The organism is Paenibacillus terrae (assembly GCF_000943545.1).
GTDB lineage: Bacteria > Bacillota > Bacilli > Paenibacillales > Paenibacillaceae > Paenibacillus > Paenibacillus terrae_A.
The window spans coordinates 34505-59246 of sequence record NZ_JTHP01000005.1; the positions used below are offsets into that span (position 1 = coordinate 34505).

Consider the following 24742-nt stretch of genomic DNA (forward strand, 5'->3'; position numbering starts at 1 on the left):
TTTTTTTTCAATAAATTCACCACTTTAATGTTGAATTGTGAATTTATCTCACATTGCCTTTTTGATCGAATACACAGGAGGTGAATAAATATGAAGCTGAATATCCTCCTTTTCCTGCTTATGCTTGTGGTCGTACCACTGGCGGGCGAGCTGAATATTCACCCTTTCTTTAATACATTTCGTCTCAGCTTCGGCACGCCTGTATTTTTTTTCTTTCTGCTATCTATTCGTCATATTCCGCCTGCATTATCAGGACTGCTTACAGGCATAGCCGTGGTGGCCTTTCGTATCTCACTCAGTTATTTTACCCATTCCGGCCTTTCCTTCGAAGAGCTGGTGACCCTGCACGGGCCTACCCTTTTTTATTACCTAGTCTACGGCCTGCTCTTTCAGGTCCTTAACATTAATGCCGAGCCTTACCGCGCTCTCCGGGTGGGCATCCTCTCCGTGGGTATTGAGGTTGCGGCAAGCGTGGCGGAACTTAGCGTCCGGCGGAGCATTGACGGGGAATTCTGGGACATCATCAAGATGGGCAAGGTGGTGCTCATCGCCATGATCCGCAGCTTCTTCGTGCTCGGGTTCTACAATATCATTCGCCTGAAGCAGTCCGTTCAGCATGAAGAGGCGCAAAGAGAGCAGACCGAACGGATTCTGCTTCTGGTATCGGATCTGTATGAGGAGTCCGTCCAGCTCGGCAAAACCCTGTCGCACACAGAGCAAATCACCCGTGAAAGCTACGAGCTGTACCGGGAGTTGCAGCAGGCTGAATCCTTGGAAGACAGGGACCGCTACGCCAGACAGGCGCTTCGTATTTCCGGACAAGTTCATGAGATCAAAAAAGACAGTCAGCGGATTTATGCCGGGCTGTCCAAGCTGATTGATGCGGAAAGCGGAGTGCATTACATGCCTTCTCGGGAGCTTGGGGAGCTGATCGTCCGAACGAACCACAAATATGCACAAGCGCTGGACAAGTCTATTCATTTCAGCCTGAATGTTGACCCTTTGCTGCCCAAGTTGCATGTTTATACGGTTTTGACACTCATTAATAACCTGACAGCTAATGCGGTTGAAGCGATGAAGGACAGCGGAAGGATTGACGTTTCCATTCGGTTTCTACCAGGAAAAGAGGACACGGTGACCTTTAGTGTCACGGACAACGGCCCGGGGATTCCTCAGCGCAAACGGGAAATGGTCTTCACACCGGGGTATACAACCAAGTATGATGATGAAGGACAGCCTTCGACTGGCATGGGATTGTTTTATGTGCGCGAGGTCGCGGAGAGCCTCGAAGGAACGATTGTGCTGCAACAGGAAGAAGAACACACAGACAGGGTACGGACCACTTTTACAGTCACATTGCCTTTACGGAAACTGACGGAGAAAGGAAGATAGCCCGGATGCGTTTTTATATTGTAGATGACGATCAGGGAATTCGCTCTATGCTGGCAGACATTATTGAAGATGAAGGTCTCGGTGAGGTTATCGGGGAAGCGGAGGACGGTTCCTATGTGAACAGCGATCTATTGGAGCTTAACCGGATTGATGTATTGCTCATTGATCTGCTGATGCCGATTCGTGATGGCATTCAGACGGTGCGTGCACTCAGTGATCAATTCAGCGGCAAAATCATTATGATTTCCCGTATTGAATCCAAAAACATGATCGGCGAGGCATACTCGCTCGGTATTGAATACTACATTGCCAAGCCCTTGAATCGGCTGGAGATTATTGCGGTGATTCATAAGGTGTCCGAACGTTTGCGTATGCAGCAATCTATCACGGATATCCAGCGCACGCTACAGGGGCTATCGATGTTCACATCGAGAGGACCATCGACAACAGTAGAACCGACCAAAAGCATCACAACTTCCGGGCAGTTTCTGCTCTCCGAAATGGGAATGATCGGCGAAGCGGGCAGTATGGATTTGCTGGACATGCTGGAATATCTGGACCAGTATGAGGAAGATACGGGTAACCTATCCCCCTATCTGTTCCCGCCGTTGAAGGATATCTTCGCGAATGTAGCCTTGAAACGGCTGGGAAGCTCGGCTTCTGCGACAGAGCTGAGTAAGGAAATCAAAGCATCTGAGCAGCGCGTCCGCCGCGCTATTTTCCAGACACTAAGCCATATCGTGTCGCTCGGATTGACGGATTATACCCACCCTAAATTTGAAAATTATGCGTCCAAATTTTTTGATTTTACAGAAATCCGCAAAAAAATGCTGGAACTGCAAAACAATGTGGAGCCCTCGCTGTCTCAAGCCCGTATCAATACAAAAAAATTTGTACAGGTGTTCTATATGGAGGCCAAAAGGCTGCTACATTAAAAAAGCACCTGCTTACCCCCTAATGTGCCACCACATGAGAAGGGTTACGCAGATGCCATTTGGTTAAAAAATGCTGATCATCTTCTAGTCTTTTGGTTCCACACTCTTGTCCTGCCGTTCCATTGCACCCAAAAAACCGACACCATCGGACAACAAGCGTTTCAAGACATTTAATTCCTCCGTACTGTAACGATCTAAAAATTGAAGCAACTGATGCTGTACTTTATTGTGAAGCCACTCATGCACAAGAAAGAGCTTTTTCCCCAACGGGGTTAGACGAAAATAAATCTCTTTTTTGTTGTCGTTAAGCTGGGTTCTGCGAATCCAGCCTTCCTTGAGCAGTAAAGACATACTCTCTCTCTACTGATACTGCTCCAGCTGATGGTTAGTTTTCATAAGCAGGTCATAGACGTGCTGATAAGATACGAAAAGCTCCCCTTTAACATTTTCGCATCTAAATAAAAATCATACTGATTCATGATTTTTCGTTTCTCATGAAACAATTTTATTGTAGTTCCATTGAGATCAACTACTTTTTTCAGAAAATTCTTCTCTCTCGCAAACCATGCTATAATTTTCATTTCCAAAAATTTAATTGTATAATCGTAAAATGGGAACAAGCTAGTACATGCTCTCCATAGAAGGGATGATCGTACATGTCGGATGCAAACCAATTATTCGGTCAAGCACTGGTTAAATCGCTGGTCGGTGAACGTGGACATATTCGAGTGGCTCGGGCTTTGCCGGATATCGACGCTGAACTGGCAGGTAAAAAAAATGTAGAAATGCCCTACAGCATTTATCAACTGTTGAAGCATATGAGCTACTGGCAGCAATTTATGCTGGAGCATTTGGAAGGCCGGAAGCCCCAGCTTCTGGGCAATGTGATGGAAAGCTGGCCCGAAGAAACTGGACCGCAAAGTGAAGAAGCATGGCAGGCAGTTATTAAGGAATTTTTGCAGGGTGTAGATCAGGCTGTAAAGATTGCCGAAACCGCACAGCTGGATGATTCGCTGGCCCATTTCCCCGGTGAAACGAAAGCGGGACTGCTGCGGAATATCGCTTCCCACAACTCATATCATTTGGGCGAAATCGTGCTGCTGCGCCGTATTTATGGAGCTTGGCCGCCGCCTGGAGGGGGCTTTCCCGCTTAAAGGGAAAACTGTGCCCTCGGGAAATCAGGCACAATGAGGAGCACACTTGCGTATCCTAGGGAGAATCACTCCCCTTGTGCCCTGCTTACTTCATATTCATCCTACCTTGATTTGAAGCCCTTCATGCGTAATCAGGAGCAATCAGAAAAACGGTTCCCATGATGCAAGCTCAAAGAGAGGTTTCGAGGATATGAAGAGACGTATACATTTAAACCATAATCTCGTTTGTATGATTGTCATCAGTCTTATTGCTAATATGAGCGGGAGTATGATCCTCCCGCTCTTTGCTATTTATGTAGAACAGTTCGGCATATCCGCACTCAATATGAGTATTTTATTTTCTCTATTTTATGTGGGAAGATTTCTGGGTGGAGGCTTGGCAGGACGAATTTATGAAAGGATTGGCGCAAAGCGCTTGGGGCTGAGCTTACTCTTCGCTGAAATCATTTGTATGCTCTTGTTCCCGGTTGCAGAAAGCTTCTTCATTCTATCCATCCTTAGACTCCTTCAAGGCTTGGTGGCGATAGGATTAACCGTCTTTGTAAGAGTTACCATTAACCAGATCAGTACCACGGAGAATAGAGGTATCCTCAATGGATATATCAGCAGTAGCGAAGGTGCAGGTACGATTTTGGGACCTATCATGAGCGGAATCATTGTTTCCTATTTTACTTTAGCTGTTCCGTTCTATTTCGTCGCTATTTTTTCCTGTATATCCTTCGTTGCCGTCTCCAGAATGACATTCTCCCGTCTCTCTTCCAAACCTCAGCAGCAGCAAGAACCCCTTCACGAATCGAAAAGAAAAACCATGCTAACGAAACAGCTACTGCTCTATTCCACCGTTCATTTCCTTGAAATGAGTGCATTCGCCATATTTTTAACGTACTTCTCGGTGTATGCAACCTACAAGTTCCACTGGAGCCCTGTAGAAATCAGTCTGGCTTTCACCATCATCGGGGTATCGACGTTTGTATCGGCACCCTTTATCGGCAAGCTATCGGACCTGCTCAAAGATCGCTTAATCCTCAGTATTATTGGCCTGTTGCTGATCATGGTGGAAATAGCCTTGTTTCTTTGGTTCAAGGAACCATGGATTGTATACTTGGGAATGTTCATCGGAGGCATTGGCGGAGCCAGTTATCTGGATTCTTTTTACTCCCAACTGGGGGATGTCATTCCTGAGGAAAATAGAAGTCCATTTATCGGCAACGTCGTATCATTTTCAGAATTAGGGGCCATTGTTTCTCCAATCATCGCAGGCGTACTCATTGAACGTTTTAACATAAATGCTCCTTTTTATTACAATATGCTTTTGGTGCTTATGGCTATTGTTATCCAATACTTCATTCGGTTAAAGTCGAAATCCTCAAGAAAAAGGCCACTTGCATAAGCAGGCAGCCTGTTCCTTTACCTATAATTACAGCTCCAATTCAACTGCAACCCCGAAATGATCGGATACGACTGATCCCGTTTTTCCGTTCAGCACGACGGTTGAAGATTGAACCTGTACGGGTTTGTTGGAAAAAACATAGTCAATCCGCAGCGGTTCGGCGTTACTTTCCCAGCCTGCAATGGCTTTGATGACCGTGTGGCCTTCATCACGTACCGCCGCGTTCGGATAGGTGTCCGACCAGCCGGATTGCAGCACATAATCATACCCTTCCCCGCGTACTTCAGCCGCATTGTTGAAATCCCCCATCATAAAAACAGGTGTCGGTGCAAAAGGGTTCAATACCTCTGTTGTACGGTCCCATAGTCCACGGAAGGATTCCTCATCATTCCACCAGTTGTAGTGCCCGCTCACAAACCATGCCGATACTCCATCTATCACTGCTTGCACGCCCACAATTTTACGCGAGCGGTAGTTGTCATAGTCCCGTAGCGAGGAAACATATTCGTTCACCGTGTTTGCAATCGGTGTTTTGGACAAAATCGCCAAGCCCTCATCGTATTTGGCAAAGCCAATGTGTGCTGGGGCCCACGTCCAATAATAGGTATCGGACAATAACCCATTCAGCACATAAGCGTAATTATCGCGCTTAATGACCACCTCAGGATCAGCGCTATAGTAAGCGCCCAAATCGTCCGGCGATAAAGGAGCCTCGTCCATAGACTGGTTCACTTCCTGCAAAGCAATGATATCGAACTGCTGCTCATGAATAAAAGCGGCCAGTTGTTTTAGCTTTTCGAGCTGATTTTCTTCCATCCAAGCATGTACATTTAAGGTTAACAATTTCAAAGTAATCACCTGTTGAGTATGTCTTGTATATCTGATTTGAGCACATCGGCCTTCGGTCCGTAAACCGCCTGTACCCCGTTATCTACTTTAATCAAGCCCAGAGCGCCCAGCGCTTTCCATGTCTTTTCGTCCCCGACGGCATCCGTATCTTTGACCGTCACACGCAGACGGGTCATGCAGGCATCGACCTCGACAATGTTCTGCTCACCCCCAAGCGTTTTGATGATATCCGTAGCCAGTTGATTTTGCGGGGAAACAGCCGCCACACCATCTGCCTCCGTACTCCCCACCTCGGAAGTCTCCCGAGGCTCCTCATCCGTATAGTTCCCCAGCCGCCCCGGTGTAGCCATCTGGAATTTGCCGATCATAAAATAAGCGATAAAGTAAGTCACCACCGCAAATACAACACAAGTCAGCACGAAATTGATAATGTCCTGCACCAAACCCGCGTTTATAGACAACGGCAGTCGGGTCAGCAGTTCAATCATACCAAACGAATGTAAACGCAAATGTATGATGTCCGCCATTCCGAACGCAATTCCGGTAAGAATAGCATAAACCACGTACAGTACAGGCGCTACGAACATAAACATAAATTCCAGCGGCTCCGTTACCCCTGTCAAAAAGACAGCAGCAGCGGCTGAAAAAATCATCGACTTGTACTTGCTTCGCTTATCCTTGTCTACACGGCGATACATAGCCACCGCCAGTCCCATAAGGATTCCCGCTCCGCCGATCATTTGTCCTACCTTAAAGCGGGCAGGCGTCACGCCTTCCAACAAGCTATTGTAGGCTGTCGGATCGGTACCACGAAGCGCACTCAGGTCGCTTGCCCAAGCCAGCCACAGCGGGTCCTGTCCAGCAACGACGCTGCCCGCCCCGGAACCCGTAAGCGTCGTGTAAACGCCACCAAGTTGAGTATAGTTAATAGGAACCGTCAGCATATGGTGAAGCCCGAAGGGAATTAACAGTCTTTCCAGTGTACCATAGACAAATGGCGCTACAAAAGGAGCCGATTCCCCAGAGGTCGCCAACCAAACACCAAACTGGTTAATCCCTCCCTGGATAAATGGCCAGATGGCAGACATGATCAAACTAACGATAACAGACCATAAAATCACGACAAAAGGAACAAAACGTTTACCGTTAAAAAAGGCTAAAGCGTCTGGCAGCTTGCGGTAATTGTAGTATTTGTTAAATACCACTGCCCCGACAAACCCGGAAATGATACCGACAAACACGCCCATATTGAGTGCAGGCGCCCCTAAGACAGAGGTAAAATAGCCACTGACCGGAATGGTCACACCAAAGAGAGTATGAGTGGTTGCCCCCTCCTGCGTTAGCATCTTCGAGGATACACCCAAAATCGTTCCTGTTGAAATATTAATAAGGATAAAAGCAATTAAGGCAGCAAAAGCCCCGCCAGCCCGTTCCTTGGCCCAGGAACCGCCGATTGCCACCGCAAACAGAATGTGTAAATTGTTAATGATGCCCCAACCCAAATTTTCCATGACCCCGCCGACGGTCAACCAGACATGAACATCACCAGCCAGCATCGCCACCACTTTACCGAGCGAAATCATAATTCCGGCCGCTGGCATGACGGCGACTACCACAAGCAGTGCTTTCCCAAACTTTTGCCAAAAATCAAATGATAGAAGTTTTTTCATTTCTCCATCAATCTCCATCCATATAGTATGTACAGCGTTGTTTGTTACCTCGTAAATATATGCAATCGGTTGCACAATTATTATAATGATATCGCTTTCTATTAGCAATACCCTGATTGTAAATATCTTGGTTAATGACGATGTAAAAGCTCGAAAAAAGCCGCGAATTTGTTGATTTTAAGCCAATATCGTATGATAGAACATAATATTTCCTGCTTGAGATAGCAAAAGGAGAAGAAGACGATGGCAGTAACCATCAAAGATGTCGCAAAGCGTGCCAATGTTGCTACTTCCACCGTGTCCCGTGTCATTCAAGACAGCCCCAAAATTAGCGAGGCCACCAAGGCACGTGTCCGCAAAGAAATGAAGGCGCTTGGCTATGAGCCCAATTATTCAGCCCAAAGTCTGGCTAACCGTGTCACACAGTCGATTGGCATTATTATGCCTGAATCGGATGTGGCGATCTTTCAAAACCCGTTCTTTCCGGAAAGCCTTCGCGGGATCAGCGAATGGGTAAATGAGCATAACTATACACTGTCGATTGTCACAGGAAAAACGAGCGATGAATTGCTATCCCGCGTGAAGCTGATGACGCGAACCGGACGTGTTGACGGCTATATTGTCTTGTATTCCAAGCAAGAGGATAAAATCGTGGAGTATTTTCATAGAGAAAAAATACCTTACACTGTAATCGGCAAGCCTCAGCAATTTATCAGTGAAACCACCCATGTGGACAACGATAACTACCAGGCCGCCAAGGACGTGGTCACTTATTTGATCCGTCTGAATCATCAGCGTATTGCTTATGTTGGCGGAGATCATGAACGCACTGTGAATACCGAAAGACTCAGGGGCTATCAGGATGCGCTGCGGGAGGCCCATTTGCCTCTACCGGACGAGTACGTTGTCAGGGAGCCTTTTACCCTGGAGGACATACGGACGCTATTGCAGGTTTCCCCGCCGCCTACCGCTATGATCGTTAATGACGACCTTGTAGCGATGGCTGTACAGAAATTTCTGTCCCAACTGGGCGTGTCCATGCCAGAACAGCTTTCCATGGTGAGCTTTAACAATCTGATGCTGGCTGAGCTGATGAATCCCCCTCTTACTTCCGTAGATATTGATATCTTCACCCTGGGTTATCAGGCGGCCAAAAGTCTGATCGAAAAAATCGAAGACCCCAAGGAGCTGACCAAACATATCATCGTTCCCCACCGGATTGTAGAACGCGAATCCAGTCAGAAGCTACTGTACTCCGAGGAATGAACAAAAAACTGATTTTGTGGACATCCATAAAATCAGTTTTTTTGCGTTGACAGGGCAATCGGTTGCACTATATACTGAACTCGCTCATATACTGATTTCGTTAAAACAACGAATTCATTTTCCGAGAGGGGTACGCAATCATGGTTTATAACCGATTATTTGACGTAGATAACTGGAAACTGACAACCCACACTCTACATACAACACACATGCGATTACAAGAAAGCATAATGTCCATAGGCAACGGTTATATGGGCATGCGCGGAAATTTTGAAGAAGCCTATTCAGGTGATCATCATCAAGGAACTTATATCTCCGGTGTCTGGTTCCCCGACAAAACAAAGGTCGGCTGGTGGAAAAACGGCTATCCCGAGTATTTTGGCAAGGTTATCAACGCCATGAATTTTATCGGCATCGGTCTGATCGTCAACCAGCAGGAAGTAGATTTATTCACAGCAGACATCAGTGATTTTGTGCAGGAACTGGACATGAAGCAAGGTATTCTGCGGCGTGCCTGTACCGTGAACGGTCAGGTTCGTATCACTACGGAACGTTTTCTAAGCATCACCACTCGTGAACTATGCCTGATTGATTACCAAGCAACGAATATAGGCGATCAGCCTCTAACGATTGAGCTTGTCCCCTATCTGGACGGTAATACGAGAAATGAGGACACCAACTATGATGAGGTGTTCTGGCTAGAGGAAGCGCGCGAGGTTCAGGAACAATTCATCAGCCTGTCCACCACGACGATAGATAATTCGTTTGGTGTTCCGCGTTTTACCGTAAACGCTACCATGGGTATTGTGACCGAGGGACAGGATCATCAGACGACGGAAGAAGGCTTTTTGTATGCTGCACGCCACTATCAATATACCGTCGCCCCGGGTGACAGTGCTCATTTGCAAAAAATCGTGGCGGTCACCACCTCACGTGACATAGAAAAGGATGCGTTGATTCCACAAGCTGAACGTCTCGCCGTGGAAGCCGTGAACAAAGGATACGCTCTGCTTAAGCAGGAGCATATCGCCGCTTGGGACAGACGTTGGGACAAAGCGGATGTTGAAATCGAAGGGGATGCAGAGGCCCAGCAGGGAATACGTTTTAACATTTTCCAGCTATTCTCTACGTACTACGGTGAAGACGCCCGCCTGAATATCGGACCGAAAGGCTTTACGGGTGAGAAATATGGCGGTGCCACGTATTGGGATACGGAAGCGTACGCTGTACCGATGTATTTGGCGCTGGCAGAACCTAACGTGACTAAAAACCTGCTACTATACCGCTACCATCAACTGGAGGGTGCCAAGCATAACGCGGCGCAGCAAGGTCTTCGTGGAGCACTGTATCCTATGGTCACCTTTACGGGTGTGGAGTGCCATAATGAATGGGAAATTACCTTCGAGGAGATTCACCGTAACGGAGCCATCGCGTATGCCATTTACAATTACACCAACTATACGGGCGACTTGGCCTATTTACGGGAATATGGAATAGATGTACTGGTCGAAATTAGCCGCTTCTGGGCGGATCGAGTTCATTTTTCCCATCGCCATCAGCAGTATATGATCCACGGGGTTACCGGACCGAACGAATATGAGAATAACGTCAATAACAACTGGTATACCAACACGCTGGCTGCATGGGTTTTAAAATATACGTTATCGGTCTTGCCTCAAATTTCTTCAGAGAAATCGGAGAAGCTGGCTGTTACCGAGGATGAGCTTGCGCATTGGCAGGATATCATCAACCGCATGTATTATCCTTACGATGAGGAACGGGGCATATTCGTACAGCATGATACCTTTCTGGATAAGGATTTACAGCCTGTATCCTCCCTTGATCCAAGTCATCTGCCACTAAATCAGAAATGGTCATGGGATAAAATCCTCCGTTCTTGCTTCATCAAGCAGGCGGATGTGCTGCAAGGTCTGTATTTCTTCGGAGATCGGTTCACGCTGGAGGAAAAAGCACGCCATTTTGCATTTTATGAGCCCATGACCGTTCATGAATCCAGTCTGTCCCCATCCATTCACGCTGTGCTGGCTGCCGAGCTCAAAATGGAGGAAAAAGCAGTCGAGATGTATAAACGAACGGCCCGTCTGGATCTGGATAATTATAATAACGATACCGAGGACGGTCTGCATATTACCTCCATGACGGGAAGCTGGCTGGCGATTGTGCAGGGCTTTGCCGGAATGAGAACGTATAACGAAACGTTGAGTTTTTCCCCCTTCCTGCCGCAGGGCTGGAGCAAATATACGTTTAAAATCAACTATCGCGGTCGCTTGCTAAGTATTCTCGTACAGGAAAATGAAGTGATCATTACGCTGTTGGACGGAGAACCCCTGACGCTGGAGCTGTATGGACAGCCAACGCATATAACCAATGGGCAACCGTTAATGACGAACAGTGTTTCATAAATACGGGTAGACAAGGGGGAGAAGCGAATGAAGGCAGTGATTTTTGACTTGGACGGCGTGATTACAGATACGGCCGAATACCATTTTCAGGCATGGGGCAGCTTGGCGGCAACGTTGGGTATTCCTTTTGATCGAGAATTTAATGAGCAGCTAAAAGGGATCAGCCGTTCAGAGTCACTCGACAAAATATTGGCGCGCGGTGATCGGTCCAGCGCGTATTCAGCCGATGACAAGCAGGAACTGGCCGCACAGAAAAATACGGAGTACCAGCGGCTCATCTCGGCTTTGACCCCGGCAGACGTACTACCAGGCATCCGCCCGCTTCTGACGGAGCTTCGTGAAGCCCGAATCGGCATCGCGCTGGCCTCTGCGAGCAAAAATGCAGCGTTTATACTGGATAGGCTGGAGCTGACGCACTATTTTGGCAGTGTGGTGGATGTCACAGCCATTCGGCATGGCAAACCCGACCCGGAAATTTTCCTCACCGGAGCCGTCAATCTGGGCGTTCAGCCTGCCGACTGTATTGGTATAGAGGACGCTCAGGCGGGAATTCAGGCGATCAAGGGTGCAGGGATGTTCGCGGTCGGTGTGGGCACGCCCTCGCAAATGCAGGGTGCCGATATCGTGGTGGCTACTACCGCCGAGCTGTCTTTGAGGATGCTGGAGGCGCATTTTATATAAGTTTCAAAAAAGGGAATGTCCTATAGAAGTGAATTTGATTGGCTGGTGGACCCGTTCCACCAGTTTTTTTATTTTTCTTTGATACAGGCCTTATTGAATTTAGAAGTCTTGCAAACAAACTCTAATAGGTATCCGTCTTTACTTCCATTGCTTTAGTATCAATAACAGCTCCAACTAGTTTAAGAAAATTAAAGCCCAGTATCCCATCGATCTGCATACCATAATCCATACTTCCAATTTCCACCTGGAAATTTTTGAGTGTCGATTCTTCGAGTGTAATGGATTCTAGAAATTTAGTGTAGACATATTCTACGCCACCCACGCCCCGTATAATATCAACATCATCATTTCCTTCCGGAACCATACCTATTTCTCGTACTATATCTGCATTCAAAAGCGTGCTGGCAGAACCAGTATCTAGCAGCATTTTGCTTAAAGTTAACTCTTCTCCCCTAAATGTTACTTTGACCTTGACAAAGGGAAGCTCATATATTTCTGTAATGTTCATCTAGGCCCCCTGATCCCCACATAGCGTTCTTTTGCCGTAACCGTGGCACGAGAGGTGTGAAAAAAACAATACTCACGCTGAGGATCTACTCTGTGCAGCTCATTATACCGCTTAAAAGCATTAGTCGAATCATCGAATGTATCAATTACGGTCATTTCTTCAATGAAACGCTGACCATCCTTTGAATAGGCTTTGATTGCCTCAAGTACGACCCATTCATTGGGAAAACGTTCTTTAACTTCTTCCCATCGCATTTCAGACACCTCCATTAAAATATCCTGTATTTGAAGAAGAACATATTGTACATAATTCGATATTTTATAATGATATTCGACATTATTATACCATCTTGAGGTACTTTATATCGTAAAAGTCAATGTAAAGTAGCATCATTTTTTCATAATTGATTTAGCGCAAAAAGACCACAACTTCCAGTCGGAAGTTGTGGCTAATGTTTATGTTTTATATAGAAAATTAGACATTTTTATAGTGGTGTTTCGTTATTCATGTATGTTCGTAAATCTTCTTTTAGTCTCAATAATTTATGGTTATATTCATCTATCATGTGCTGCATTTTTTTAAGTTCCTTAGCACTTTCAGGAGGACTTAATCTCTTTATAATATCGTTTGCGTTATCTATCTCATGCAGTTGCGCCTTTATTTTACTTTTTCCTCTGTACTTTATACTGTCTTTACTGACTTCAAGAAAAGCATCCGATAATTTCTTATTAGAATTCATTAAGAAGTCACTTATTTGTTTATTACTCGCTTGGTGTATGAATAAATCACTCTTTAGATCAAGGATGCCTACCAGGCCTTTTTCAATTTTCGATAGCATTGTAGTTCTGATCATATCTGTTGTTAAATGTTCAACAATTTCCGGTTTTAATCTGGATAGACTATCCAACCATTTTATCAGATAAGAAAGACCTGAGATTGAGTATTTACCACTTTTGAGTTTATCTTCAATCTCAGAGTGCGGATAATAACTGAATATCTTTACACGAGGAGAGACGAAGGCACAACTTCTATTCATCTTACGGGCAAGCTCATTAAACGAGCATTTGTCCCAATAAATCCACATTTCATAAGTGTGCTTAGCCCATTCATAGACAGTCCAGTCTGATTTTCCTCCTTGAACGGAACCAAGACGTTCTTGTTCCTCCTCTATGCTTGCGGGAGCCTCAACCAAATAAACTGGTAATTTTTTTTGCGCTAACCTTTTAGCGGCATACCACCGGCGGTGACCCGATAAGATAATATATTGACTTCCTTTTTGATAACAAGTAATAGGGACTTCCCATCCCTTTTCTTTAATAACCCGTTGTATTTCTTCTGTCTTAATCGCATTATTGGTTCGCGGATTAAAAGGATTAGGGATAACATCTTTAATATCTGCCATTATTAGCTTTGAGGTATTTTTCAAGCTAATCCCTCCCCCGTTAATTCTTGTCTCTTTACTGCGATATTTTCGATTAACTTGTCCAATTCGGTTATTAATTGCTGTGCCTCTTTTTGATCTTTCCACTCCAGATTTCCCAAAGACTCGATAGACTTATCTAGCAATTCATACACTTCTTTATAAGTGGCTTGATTCTCCTTCGACCGATTCATGGTCATTTCAATCTCAGATTGAGCTAATGTCTTGGTTGGATTCGATAAAAAGGAGAGTATCTCATCAGAAGTAGCATTAGTAACAAAACAGCGGTCGTTGGTTATACGGCTGTTAAAGCATTTATTTTCGTATTTGGTAAGCATCATTTGTCTGATGAAGTCTTCTCCAATAGATTCAACAAATTGGGGTTGATACTGATCTAATCTTCTAATCCAAGTGAGGATATAATCAAGCATTGTGATTGAGTACATACCATTTGATAATTTATCCTCTATTTCAGCGCGGGGATAGTATTTATAAACACGGATTTTAGTCTCTACATTTTTTTTGGATATTCCTAATTTATTAGCTAATTGATTATAGGATATACCGCCTGCATATACCCAGCGATCATAGATATTTTTCGCGATTTCATAGGGTGTCCAATCGACTTGAACACTTTGTAAAGAACCTAAACGATCCTTTTCTTCGGCGGGACTTGATGGGGGCTCTACGATAAATACGGGTATTTTTTTATGACCTAAGGCCTTCGCGGCATTCCATCTACGATGTCCGGCCAGCAAAATATAATACTGTCCTTTTTGATAGCATGTTACTGGTTCCTCCCAACTCTTTGATGTCAGCACTTCTTGTAGTTGTTCTATATTTACCGAAAGATCTTTCCTCGGGTTTTTGGGATTGGCCCATATAAGTTCAATTTCTACCCACTCAAAATTTTTCTTTTCATCAGTTTGTGCGGTTTGTCTAATACCCTCCAAATTTGATATTTGCATAAGCAATTCCTCGCTTCTAGTTTTGATTTTTTGGTTATCAACCCCACATTTTGCGAGTATCTCATCAATTATCTCTATTAATTGAGAAGCAGGGATGCCGCAATGCTCGATAATATTTTCCCTGCTATAGCCTCCAATTAGCATTTGTGCAATCTTTTTTTCAATGATAGAAAACCCATTGAAGACTTCAATCTGAAATAAGTCATCCGAACTTTCCTCAGCAGTTACTACATCAATAAGAAGTTTACTCTGATGGTTTTTTGGGGTTGTGGACGCAGGTTCATATAGATAAACCATATACCTCATGTTTAGAAAATACATTGCTTCAGTGGCCATATTGGAGGTACACCCTAGTATATATGATATATATTGAGGGGATTGATTAATAAGATCCAACCTTTTAATTCTCAACATGACACTGTTTATTTTTTTACTTGGGCGTATAAAATTAAAATGTTGCACGATAAAATCTATCATTCTGCCTCTTACAAATTTGCGAGCGTAACTCCAAAAAAAATTATTGCCTGTATTGAAATCATATCTTCTATGAGCTTCTATCAGTCCGACATAGCCTTGTTGGACAAGATCTTCTAACAACCATTTGTCATATTTCATCCTTGAGTTAATAAATTTTTTTGCTGTTCTGGTTATGTTTTTAGAGTAACTCTCCACTAATTCTTCAATTGTTATTTTTTCTTTTGACTGGGACTTAGCCAAATGCCTCCCTCCCTAAAAAAGACTATTTTCACAAGTATATTCTAAACTTCTTTGGAAATCTGTCATTCGTCAAAGGTTCTAATAGTTTGATAATAAAGTGTTTTTTTAGACATATAATTGGATAATCAGACAAGTAATCTTAGGTCTCATATTGTTTTTAGTGATCTATCAGATCAATTTTATGAAAAAGATGATAGTAGGTATGTGGGCTTCTGTGCAGCGTTTATACTGGACAGGCTGGAGCTGACGCACTATTTTGACAGTGTGGTGGATGTCACAGCCATTCGGCATGGCAAACCCGACCCGGAAATCTTCCTCACCGGAGCTTCCAATCTGGGCGTTCAGCCTGCCGACTGTATCGGTATAGAGGACGCACAGGCGGGAATCCAGGCGATCAAGAGTGCAAGAATGTTCGCGGTCGGCGTAGGAACGCCCTCACAAATGCAAGGTGCGGATATCGTGGTGGCCACTACAGCCGAGCTGTCTTTGAGCATGTTGGAGAATCATTTTTTCAGGGGATGAAAAAGGGAAAGAATATAAAAAAATGGCCTGTCTCTGTGACAGGTCATTTTAGCGTGTTTATGACTTGAAGGACTTTCTCTATTGAAATCCCCCGCCCATAGGCAAGTCTCCACGAATACCGATAATAATAAAATCCCCCGACAGCGGCTCGACAACTCTGTACATGTCCTGCTCATTGGACCCTTTACCGTGCAGTGTAAAAATGGTCGGATACGTGCGGTTGGGATCAAGCTGGCTGGGCAGGTGGATATCGTAGCTATATAAAGATGACATCTTCTTTTCCTCCTCATACAATCCTAAATAGGATCATCAGCACTAAAATATTAGTAATATTCATTTTATATTCATAATACAAATTCACTCTCTAAAAGAACGCATGTCAACCCGCATGAAAACTTTCCATCTGCTCCCTCCACCTCAATTTACGTCCCAGCATTTTGCATTATTCGTTTCCATTCGCCCGCAGGTACAATATATAGACGGACAGAATCATTCCGATCTATTATATTGCCGAATAAAAACCGCTCTCTGGATTAATGCAAATACTCGTTCCTAAACTGATATAATGGAAGAGTTAAGCTGTCATCAGATTGACTATTCTCTCTTAGGAGACTAATGCATATGAAACCAACCTATCTTATGGATGATATACAGTGGCAGCAGCTTATCCAAAATGTAGCTGACCATTTTAATGACGTGACGATTAAACGCGGCTTTCAATATTTTAAGCAAGGAAAGGTAAAAGAATTTACAATGCCTGACGCCGACCATATCGCGGCTGTCGTAGATGGAAGCGATCTTTACGAGGTGGATCTGCACTTGAGCGCTTTTGCTGCCAGCCGATGTACATGTCCGGTTCATAAGAACTGCAAGCACATGATCGCCACACTGCTGAATTATGCGAATGTGCAGGAGCGTTCCGTACATGCGTTGGTGAACGCCCATTCAGCGAGCTTCACCCGGTTGGCTACAAAATCTGACGTGCGCACCACCGCGCCTGCTTCCCGGTCCACTCCTTCACCGGATCGCAAGCAGGCTGCCAGGAACACGATCAGTAAAACAGCAAGCCGCATACTGAATTTGCCCATCTTGGAATGGCATGACTTGTTCGATCAGTGCATCGCCCTTATCCACATGAATACGCAAAATTCCCAATATGCACAAAGCGCGCTGGCCTCAATATATGCCGTGAAGCCGCCGCTTTCACCCGGCATGGAACAGTTGTATGAATTGCACGCTCATCTGCGTGTGCTGGAAAAGCTGGTGCCTCAGTCACCTATGCCAGGCTATCCCACCCATTCCTATATGGGATATTACACGCAAATCGCCGCCGATGAGCTTAAAGAAGCTATCGAGCGTGATTTTGAGAGCCAGCTTGTCCTAACACCTGCCCTAACCAATGAACCGATGCAAAAAGCACGCATGGCAGAGACCTTGGCCTATTTACGCCGAAAAATGCTGACAGAATCGCGTAACGGCACTTATTTTTCAGACGCGTACTACCGATTTTGGCTAAATTGGATGCGTCCCCAGCAGAAAGATTCCACTTCCAGCATATATGCGGAGGAATTACAGCATTTACGGGCGGCTGAGGATGAGCTTGGCACAGCTTTGGCCCGGCTTCCCTGGATGCTGGCCCAAAGCTGGATGTATTTTTACCAGTCGCAGGATGATCAAGCCTGGTCACTGCTTGAGGAGGCCGAAAAGGCTTTTCCGCTAAAAATCTCTTCCAGCCAACTGCTTTTGTTCTTACATGCCTTACGTGAAGCCGAGGAATGGTCGCGCCTCAAGGACGGACTACAGCATATCGGCCCCTTACTCCACAGCCATCGGGACGATCATTTGCACGATTATATGAACGATTGGGATACGGTTTTGCAGCATCTTCCAGAAGCAGAGCAGGAAATGTGGGATACACTGGTCGGAATGCTTCCTTTTGCCGGGGGAATGTATGAAGAAGCACTGCTTGCCCACGACAAATGGCGGCAATGGATCGACTACCAGTTAAGTATACGCAGCGAGCCTTTGAGTTTTCGGGTGAGTGTATTGCAGCCCATTGAAAAGAACGCACCGGAGCTACTGCTGCCCTTCTACCATCAGGCGGTGGAACGATATGTGCTGGAAAAAAACAGATCTAGCTATAAAGCAGCGGTCAAGCTGTTGAAGCGGCTGTTCAAGCTATACAAAAAAATGAAGCAAGAGCCGCGCTGGGAGCTGTTCTTCACGACCTTCACCAGCCGCCATAGCCGCCTGAGGGCGCTACAGGAGGAATTGCGGAAAGGGAAATTGTTATCATGAGCCAATATACAGAGACGATTACGGTACACATCCAGTTAACCACCTATGGAGACGCGCTTATTTATGGCGATTCGTCTATGAACTACAGCATTTCCGGCCAAATCCTGAAGCAGCGTTTATTTGCTTGGCATGAGGCTTCTTTCTATGGCACCGATCTGGAGATTCAACACATTCAGGGCACGGATATTATCCTCCTCCCCTCGGAGCAGGTGATTCCCTTTCTGACGGAGCGCAAATTGCTGGAGCATATCGAATGGATCTGGGACGAGGACAATGCCCCGTGGCTTCGGCTGATCCCTCTACTTGCCCATTGCATTGAAGCGAAAGCCTACGCGCCCAGCCTCACAGCATTTCAGACAGGGAAGCTGCAATGGATTTGGGATGCGGAAGTACTGGAGGCGGCGGAGACGTTAGAGGCGTTAGAATCGGGGGAAACGCTGGAAAGCACCAAACCGGCAGAGCTTGCTCTGCTTGACAGCCTGGAGAAGGACGAGCGCGAAGGGCTGGCTGCGGCGTTCTCGTCCGCCGTGTTTCAACGCTGGTACAGCACCGAGGCGGAAGCCGCCGATTTGCGAAGAGAATATCCAATTCTCTTCGCCCAAAACCGCCCGGCCGCGGCAGGTCTGGATGCGCGGGCATGGCTTATCGCTATCGGCTGGAAGGCCGATACCGCGCCCTTCCGCCCGCTCCTGCAACTGCTGGAGCCAGAGCTGGAGGACGACGATCCGTCGTGGCAGCTCAAGCTTGTGTTGCAGGACAAGCAGGACCCGGCACTGCTGGTGCCTGTACGGCTAGCCGACGATGGATACGCATCCGGCCCGTGGCCCGATGCGTGGACGGCCCATGTGCGTGAGCGCTCAGCCGGATGGCTGGAGCGCTTGACCGCGATTTTGCCCGCCGAGCAGCGGACCGGAAGCCGCGATGACGTGCTGGATCGCCCGCTCTCCGACGAGGCGGCGTGGCAATTCCTGACGACCGACAGCCATCGCTTGCTGGAGGGCGGTTGGCAGGTGCTGCTTCCCGCTTGGTGGGAAGCAGCCACCCGCAAGAAGCCGAAGCTGCGGGCCAAGGTCCGCCCGGGCGAAGGCGGAGGCGAGCGCGCGAAGGGCAGCTCGCTGTTCGGACTGGACTCGATTGTCCAGTTCGATTGGCGTGTTGCCATTGGCGATGCCGATCTGAGCGAGTCCGAGTTCGCCGAGCTGGTGGCCCGCAATGAGCGGCTGGTGCGCTTCCGTGGGCAATGGATCGCACTCGATCCCGCGCTGCTGGCGCAAATCCGTCGGGCCATGGCCGGGATCGACAGCACTCAGGGATTGTCGTTTCAGGACATCCTACAGCTACACCTGCTCGGCAACGCTGATGAGGCGGAGAGCGACGCTACGGGAGAACAGCCGGAGGATGCGGCACGCTTCCGGCTGGAGGTCGAGCTGAACGGGCATCTGCTGAAGCTGATCAGCCAGCTTGGGCGGCAGTCGGAATGGCCCGCACTGGAGGTGCCGGACGGACTGCAAGCCGAGCTGCGGACGTATCAGCAGGACGGATACGCGTGGCTTGCCTTTTTACGGCGCTTTGGACTGGGCGCCTGTCTTGCCGATGATATGGGGCTTGGCAAAACGGTGCAGTTTATTGCCTATTTGCTACATCTACAGGACATCGCCGCAGAGACGGGCGTCCGCTCCAGTTCGCTGCTGATTTGCCCAACTTCAGTGCTGGGCAACTGGCAAAAGGAACTCAGCCGATTCGCACCTTCATTGAAGGTCATGCTCCACTATGGAAGCAAGCGGGATCAGGGAGACTTATTCCGTGAGGAAGTCGAGCAAGCCGATGTCATCCTGACCTCCTTTGCAACAGCGACCCTTGATCAAGAGCTGCTGCAAAGCATAACCTGGGACTCGGTTTGCCTGGATGAAGCGCAGAACATTAAAAATGCGCAAACCAAGCAATCCAGTGCCGTTCGCAGCTTCCCTGCCCGGCATCGTATAGCGCTGACCGGGACGCCTATTGAAAATCGGCTGTCCGAGCTATGGTCGATTTATGATTTTATCAATCCCGGTTATCTGGGCAGCGCACGCTCCTTCAGCAATCGGTTCATCAATGCTATCGAGAAGGAACATAACGAACAACGAACGATAGACCTGCAAAAACTGGTTCAGCCCTTCATGCTGCGACGCAAGAAGAAAGACCCGGCTATACAGCTTGATTTGCCCGAGAAAAATGAGATGAAAACGTATATTCACCTCACCTCCGAGCAGGGAGCGCTCTATGACCAAATTGTTAAAGAGCTCATGGAACGGATGCAGAAGCTGGAGGGGATTGAGCGAAAAGGTGCTATATTATCTGCCCTTACCCAGTTGAAGCAGCTTTGTGACCATCCTGCGCTCTTAACCAAGGAGGCGGCCCCGGATGCCACGGCTTCCGGCTATAGTCAGCCCGATTTCGAAGCAGTTATCAGCCGTTCATCCAAGCTGGAGCGTATTTTGGCCATGGTCAAGGAGCTGCGGGAGGAAGGCGAGCGCTGCCTTATTTTCACACAGTATATTGGCATGGGACGTATGCTCCAGCAGGTGCTCGCTCAAGAGCTGCAAGAGCCGGTGCTCTACCTCAACGGTAGCACGTCCAAAACCGCCCGTGACCGGATGATTGACCAGTTCCAATCTCACACATTGCCACCTGACGAGCAGCCATCCGTATTTATTTTGTCACTCAAGGCCGGGGGCGTGGGTCTGAATCTGACAGCTGCCAACCACGTCTTTCACTTCGACCGCTGGTGGAATCCGGCTGTTGAAAATCAGGCCACAGACCGCGCCTACCGAATGGGACAAACGAAGGACGTACAGGTGCACAAGTTCATCTCGCTGGGCACGCTGGAGGAACGCATTGACGAAATGCTGGAGAGCAAGCAGCAGCTTAGCGACCAAATCATTTCCAGCACCGAGGGCTGGATCACCGAGCTGTCGACAGACGCGTTAAAAGAACTCTTTACACTACGTCGCGACTGGGCGTGATGAGGTCTATAAACCTATTTTGGAAGAAGTAGATTATAGCACGGTCCGAAACTCCTTTGTGTGCATTTACTATCACATCACAACAAAGGAGTTGATAGGTAATGGCCATTCGTCCTCCTCAAACCTTGAAGTCTACGGGCAGGAAGGTTCCTGCTACGAGATATCGTAATGTGAGTCCTACGCAAACCTTTAGCCGGTTTACGGTCATCTGGGCTCGTAATGATGGAGTACCTTTTATTACAACGGGATTTTTTGCAGTCCTCCGTCGTACAAATGGAAGCTTTGTGCAAGCTGCCAATTTCGACAGTTTCGGCACAGTCCGATTCGACAATGTGCGCACACCTACGAACCAGCCTTATATTCTGCGTACCTTTAGAGACGACGGAACGCTGTTCCGGGTCAGATCGGTACCTGCTGGTGTGTCCTCGTTTGTCGTTATCGGTTAAGTGCTTGCCGAACGCATCCTGAAAATGTATACGAAAAGAAGCAGCCAGGAACAGAGTATATCTGTCCTGGCTGCTTCTTATTCCAAAGCTATTTTCAAATATATTTATTCGGAATCTTCCACCGTTTTTACACCCTTTGAAGCGACTGCTTTGTATACTGTTTTAAGCCAGTTTTCACTCGACCAGTTCAGCTTGCCTGCACCTGCCCCGTCCTTGGCTGTCAATTGTGCAACCAGGTTCGCAGGATCTTCGGCTGTGTAGCTGTAAGGCAACGTTGTGAATCCATTCCAGGAGAAGCTCTTGCCTTTTACAGGATAAGGGGCTAACGGGCTATTCGCATCTTCGCTGCCCCCTCTGAACACTTTACCGTTGTCAGAGAAGATGACATCTTCTGCTTTGATTTTACCTGTGTAGTCATCTTTTTTAGGGTCTTTTTGATTATTACGAACTGGAGAAAATACATCAATTAAATATGATTTTTCAAGCAATACCGCGCCATTTTCAGTTGAAATCGCACCATTACCTACGACGTCAAAATGGTATCCTTTGGCAGCAATTGCTTTAGCCATGTCGGATGTAATTCTTTTTTTGGCTCTAGCCAATCCGGCATCATCCATAACGATGTTATAGGCATGGGCATTACCAGCACGCAAACGCGGCATACGGTCTTGAATATCCTTGTAGTAGTTATGGTGCAATGTTACTGCCAGATCTGCATTATCAGCGGCCATCTCAGTAGCACCGATCAGATGTGCTTTCTTTTGTCCTGCTGCGATATCAATGATATCTTCTTTACTCATGCCAACTGCACTGCTTCTCAAGTAAGCGTACATCGGGTAAGAAGCTTTGTCTGCTTCCATAGCGTTAATTTGTTGAGTCACCCAGCTGTTGGAGCTGCGGTCATCTCCTTTGAACAAGGACCAGGAAATGGTAACTCCGTTACTGCCTTTTTTCACATCTACCAAGCCATCATATGCTTTGTTGAATGTACAATGGTCAATCCATACTTTGGAGCTTTGGCCTTCAACCGTGATATAATCCCAGTCATTCTTGTCATAGTTCCCTTTGGTTGCTTCATCCCACTCCCAAAGCTCGTCAAATTCGAGGTTACGGAAAATCAAATTAGAGCTTCTTTTGATCACAAAGCCGGCATGTTTGATTTTAGCGCCATTTGCCGAGAAAATCGTGATTCCATTCAAGTTTTCTATATAGATTTTGCTCACACCTGTTTTCTTCAAAACGGGATTTGTCAGCACAGGGTTGTTTGCACTAAAAGGCATGACCTTCGCAGCATCAGGCATTTCGTTCCATCCCAAATCAAGATCATTCATGATCTCAATAACTCTGACTTTAGTACCTTTTTTAAGTGCCTCGTTGAGATCTACAGCATTGTAAACCTTTTTGTAATTGGCATCGGTATCCTTAATTTCCCCGCCGCCTGTATTACCATAGGAGAAACCGGCCAGATTATAGTTAATATTTGAGGTTGCGTTTTTATCTACCCCAGGAGTTGGTTTATCTGTACCTGGTGTTGGATTCACCGGCGTTGTGCCTGGATCTGCTTCAGTTGAAGCACCGGATACGGTAACATTATCGAACTGGGCAACCGCCTTGGAGGTTACCAAACCAATAGCTCCGGAAGCAAGGCCGGAATCTGTTGCGGTCAGCTCCAGCTTATCATTGACATACATCTTAATTTCCGAACCGGACAGCTCCAGCTTCACTCTGTACCAGGTATTGGTGTCCAGTTTGTATTTGTTATTGGTAGCCAGTGTCTTCATAGAACCGTTTACCTTTTTGCGAATTTCAAGCGCTCCACCCTTCTTGTTGTACAAAGATGCAGCATAATAGTTGTTGGAATCCGTGTATCTGCCTGCAACATATACCCGATTGGAGCCATTAAAATCATCTACATATACATCTGCTTGTACGCTATAGTTCGTCCATGATGCATTACCCTTAACAGAATGGCTTTCGCTTTGACTAGACTGCTGGTATGTAGAGCCATTCCCGTTCGAGGCAACAGACCAGTTCCCTGAACCTGCTGTCCAGCCTTGAGCTTCCCCTTGTTCAAAATCATCACTTACCTGTAAATTCCCATCCGCATATGCATGCCCTAGTAACGGTAACGATAAAGACAGAACCATCGTACTGCTCAACATTACACTTGCGCATTTTTTCAACAAACTCGGCTTCATGTAACAATCTCCTTTTTAGATAAATTGATAAGAACCAACCAACATAGCTGTGCAGCTATTTGTGCCACACGGCCTTTCCAAACAATATTCGCTAGCGCAATACACTAATAATTATAGACTTATAAAATAATATTAAAATATGTCGAATTACTTATCTTTTGGTTTAAATTCTCTATTAATTTTGCATCCTTTTTCGTGAATATACCAAATACCCTTTCATAAAACCACAAAAAATATTTTTTTGAATAAGCCATAAGGTTGCATGTTTAAAGTGATACATTTAAAGAGGTCGACATAATGAAAAGAACCTATAGGAGTGATTAGATGCCCAGCTATCACTATGCTTCCAAAGCCGAGTTAAAAGAAGCGATTCATGCCTCCTACTTACTGTTAGACAGTGAATACAAGGAGGTTGACGAGAACCAAAAGGATATCCGGATATCCGAAGTAGACAAAACACCCGCAGAAATCATTGCCTACCAGCTTGGATGGCTTCATCTTGTCATGTCATGGGACAGGGACGAAAAGGAAGGAAAACCCGTCATTATGCCTGCACCAAATTATAAATGGAATAGGCTAGGCGAGCTTTACCAATCCTTTTACAAAACCTACACCCACCACTCTTTACGTGAATTACGCCAACTATTCAAGCTGACAGAGCAAAAGTGGCTGGATTGGATTGACACGCTAAGTCATGAAGAACTCTTTACGCAGGGCGTTCACAAGTGGACAGGCAGTAATCCGAAGTGGCCCATGGCTAGATGGATTCACATCAACTCAGTGGCACCGTTTAAAACATTCAGAGCCAAGATACGAAAATGGAAGAAATACAATGCTCTGCATTGATGAAAAAAAGTGCATGTTGTGCTACAATACTTGAGTTGTATCGGGATATATTCA

General features: G+C 46.3%; 20 protein-coding genes and 1 pseudogene. 12 read left to right on the forward strand and 9 right to left on the reverse strand.

Annotated features, from left to right (window positions below; all coding sequences use genetic code 11):
• Positions 1 to 90: 90 nt before the first annotated feature.
• Together QD47_RS04360 and QD47_RS04365 are read left to right on the forward strand one after the other, a co-directional pair.
• Positions 91 to 1392, forward strand: a complete 1302-nt coding sequence (locus QD47_RS04360) for a sensor histidine kinase (RefSeq protein WP_044644966.1) — start codon at positions 91 to 93, stop codon at positions 1390 to 1392.
• Between the two features lie 5 nt (positions 1393 to 1397).
• On the forward strand, positions 1398 to 2327 hold the full coding sequence (locus tag QD47_RS04365; RefSeq protein ID WP_044644967.1) for a response regulator: 930 nt from the start codon (positions 1398 to 1400) through the stop codon (positions 2325 to 2327).
• Positions 2328 to 2411: 84 nt separating this feature from the next.
• Here QD47_RS04365 and QD47_RS04370 read toward each other — a convergent pair whose 3' ends face one another.
• The gene (locus QD47_RS04370) at positions 2412 to 2678 is read right to left on the reverse strand and encodes a helix-turn-helix domain-containing protein (protein ID WP_235332183.1); all 267 of its coding nucleotides are present in this window, start codon (positions 2676 to 2678) and stop codon (positions 2412 to 2414) included.
• Between the two features lie 305 nt (positions 2679 to 2983).
• Here QD47_RS04370 and QD47_RS04380 point away from each other — a divergent pair, with 305 nt between their 5' ends.
• Both QD47_RS04380 and QD47_RS04385 read left to right on the forward strand, forming a co-directional pair.
• A complete protein-coding gene (locus tag QD47_RS04380; RefSeq protein ID WP_044644969.1) occupies positions 2984 to 3481 on the forward strand; it encodes a DinB family protein in 498 nt (165 codons plus the stop codon).
• 190 nt (positions 3482 to 3671) lie between these two features.
• Positions 3672 to 4871 (forward strand): MFS transporter, encoded by a 1200-nt coding sequence (locus tag QD47_RS04385; RefSeq protein ID WP_044644970.1) that lies wholly within the window; start codon positions 3672 to 3674, stop codon positions 4869 to 4871.
• Between the two features lie 27 nt (positions 4872 to 4898).
• Here the strand turns inward: QD47_RS04385 and QD47_RS04390 are convergent, their stop codons facing one another.
• Both QD47_RS04390 and QD47_RS04395 read right to left on the reverse strand, forming a co-directional pair.
• Positions 4899 to 5720 carry an endonuclease/exonuclease/phosphatase family protein gene (locus tag QD47_RS04390; RefSeq protein ID WP_044644971.1) on the reverse strand — a complete coding sequence of 274 codons (822 nt, stop codon included), beginning with the start codon at positions 5718 to 5720 and terminating at the stop codon, positions 4899 to 4901.
• A gap of 5 nt (positions 5721 to 5725) precedes the next feature.
• Positions 5726 to 7390 carry a PTS transporter subunit IIBC gene (locus QD47_RS04395; RefSeq protein ID WP_044644972.1) on the reverse strand — a complete coding sequence of 555 codons (1665 nt, stop codon included), beginning with the start codon at positions 7388 to 7390 and terminating at the stop codon, positions 5726 to 5728.
• Positions 7391 to 7633: 243 nt separating this feature from the next.
• On the opposite strand from QD47_RS04395, the gene QD47_RS04400 reads away from it, so the two are divergent.
• From QD47_RS04400 to pgmB, 3 genes are all read left to right on the forward strand, one after another.
• Positions 7634 to 8656, forward strand: a complete 1023-nt coding sequence (locus QD47_RS04400; RefSeq protein WP_044644973.1) for a LacI family DNA-binding transcriptional regulator — start codon at positions 7634 to 7636, stop codon at positions 8654 to 8656.
• 140 nt (positions 8657 to 8796) lie between these two features.
• Positions 8797 to 11079: a glycoside hydrolase family 65 protein gene (locus tag QD47_RS04405; RefSeq protein WP_044644974.1), complete on the forward strand. Its 2283-nt coding sequence runs from the start codon at positions 8797 to 8799 to the stop codon at positions 11077 to 11079.
• A 27-nt stretch (positions 11080 to 11106) separates the two neighbouring features.
• Positions 11107 to 11760: a beta-phosphoglucomutase gene (pgmB, locus tag QD47_RS04410; protein WP_044644975.1), complete on the forward strand. Its 654-nt coding sequence runs from the start codon at positions 11107 to 11109 to the stop codon at positions 11758 to 11760.
• 121 nt (positions 11761 to 11881) lie between these two features.
• Here the strand turns inward: pgmB and QD47_RS04415 are convergent, their stop codons facing one another.
• The 4 genes from QD47_RS04415 to QD47_RS04430 all read right to left on the reverse strand — a co-directional run bounded on the left by QD47_RS04415 (position 11882) and on the right by QD47_RS04430 (position 15373).
• Positions 11882 to 12268 carry a retropepsin-like aspartic protease gene (locus QD47_RS04415; protein WP_044644976.1) on the reverse strand — a complete coding sequence of 129 codons (387 nt, stop codon included), beginning with the start codon at positions 12266 to 12268 and terminating at the stop codon, positions 11882 to 11884.
• Positions 12265 to 12522 (reverse strand): hypothetical protein, encoded by a 258-nt coding sequence (locus QD47_RS04420; RefSeq protein ID WP_044644977.1) that lies wholly within the window; start codon positions 12520 to 12522, stop codon positions 12265 to 12267. Before QD47_RS04420 ends, QD47_RS04415 begins: the two co-directional genes overlap by 4 nt.
• Positions 12523 to 12752: 230 nt before the next feature.
• The gene (locus QD47_RS04425) at positions 12753 to 13694 is read right to left on the reverse strand and encodes a ParB/RepB/Spo0J family partition protein (RefSeq protein ID WP_044644978.1); all 942 of its coding nucleotides are present in this window, start codon (positions 13692 to 13694) and stop codon (positions 12753 to 12755) included.
• Positions 13691 to 15373 (reverse strand): sigma-70 family RNA polymerase sigma factor, encoded by a 1683-nt coding sequence (locus QD47_RS04430; protein ID WP_044644979.1) that lies wholly within the window; start codon positions 15371 to 15373, stop codon positions 13691 to 13693. The genes QD47_RS04425 and QD47_RS04430 overlap by 4 nt, the downstream gene beginning before the upstream one ends.
• A gap of 216 nt (positions 15374 to 15589) precedes the next feature.
• Here QD47_RS04430 and QD47_RS04435 point away from each other — a divergent pair.
• A pseudogene (locus tag QD47_RS04435) lies at positions 15590 to 15895 on the forward strand (HAD-IA family hydrolase); the annotation flags it as partial.
• Positions 15896 to 15973: 78 nt separating this feature from the next.
• On the opposite strand, the gene QD47_RS04440 reads toward QD47_RS04435, so the two are convergent.
• Positions 15974 to 16168, reverse strand: coding sequence for an alpha/beta hydrolase (locus tag QD47_RS04440; protein WP_044644980.1), 195 nt, complete (start codon positions 16166 to 16168; stop codon positions 15974 to 15976).
• A 348-nt stretch (positions 16169 to 16516) separates the two neighbouring features.
• On the opposite strand from QD47_RS04440, the gene QD47_RS04445 reads away from it, so the two are divergent.
• The 3 genes from QD47_RS04445 (at position 16517) to QD47_RS04455 (ending at position 21644) form a co-directional block, all read left to right on the forward strand.
• On the forward strand, positions 16517 to 18193 hold the full coding sequence (locus tag QD47_RS04445; RefSeq protein WP_044644981.1) for an SWIM zinc finger family protein: 1677 nt from the start codon (positions 16517 to 16519) through the stop codon (positions 18191 to 18193).
• Complete coding sequence (locus tag QD47_RS04450) at positions 18190 to 21198, forward strand: DEAD/DEAH box helicase (RefSeq protein ID WP_044644982.1); 3009 nt, start codon at positions 18190 to 18192, stop codon at positions 21196 to 21198. The genes QD47_RS04445 and QD47_RS04450 overlap by 4 nt, the downstream gene beginning before the upstream one ends.
• 101 nt (positions 21199 to 21299) lie before the next feature.
• On the forward strand, positions 21300 to 21644 hold the full coding sequence (locus tag QD47_RS04455; RefSeq protein WP_044644983.1) for a hypothetical protein: 345 nt from the start codon (positions 21300 to 21302) through the stop codon (positions 21642 to 21644).
• Positions 21645 to 21748: 104 nt separating this feature from the next.
• Here the strand turns inward: QD47_RS04455 and QD47_RS04460 are convergent, their stop codons facing one another.
• Positions 21749 to 23842 carry a pectate lyase family protein gene (locus tag QD47_RS04460; protein WP_044644984.1) on the reverse strand — a complete coding sequence of 698 codons (2094 nt, stop codon included), beginning with the start codon at positions 23840 to 23842 and terminating at the stop codon, positions 21749 to 21751.
• A 324-nt stretch (positions 23843 to 24166) separates the two neighbouring features.
• On the opposite strand from QD47_RS04460, the gene QD47_RS04465 reads away from it, so the two are divergent.
• The gene (locus QD47_RS04465; RefSeq protein WP_044644985.1) at positions 24167 to 24688 is read left to right on the forward strand and encodes a ClbS/DfsB family four-helix bundle protein; all 522 of its coding nucleotides are present in this window, start codon (positions 24167 to 24169) and stop codon (positions 24686 to 24688) included.
• The last annotated feature ends 54 nt before the right edge of the window (positions 24689 to 24742 follow it).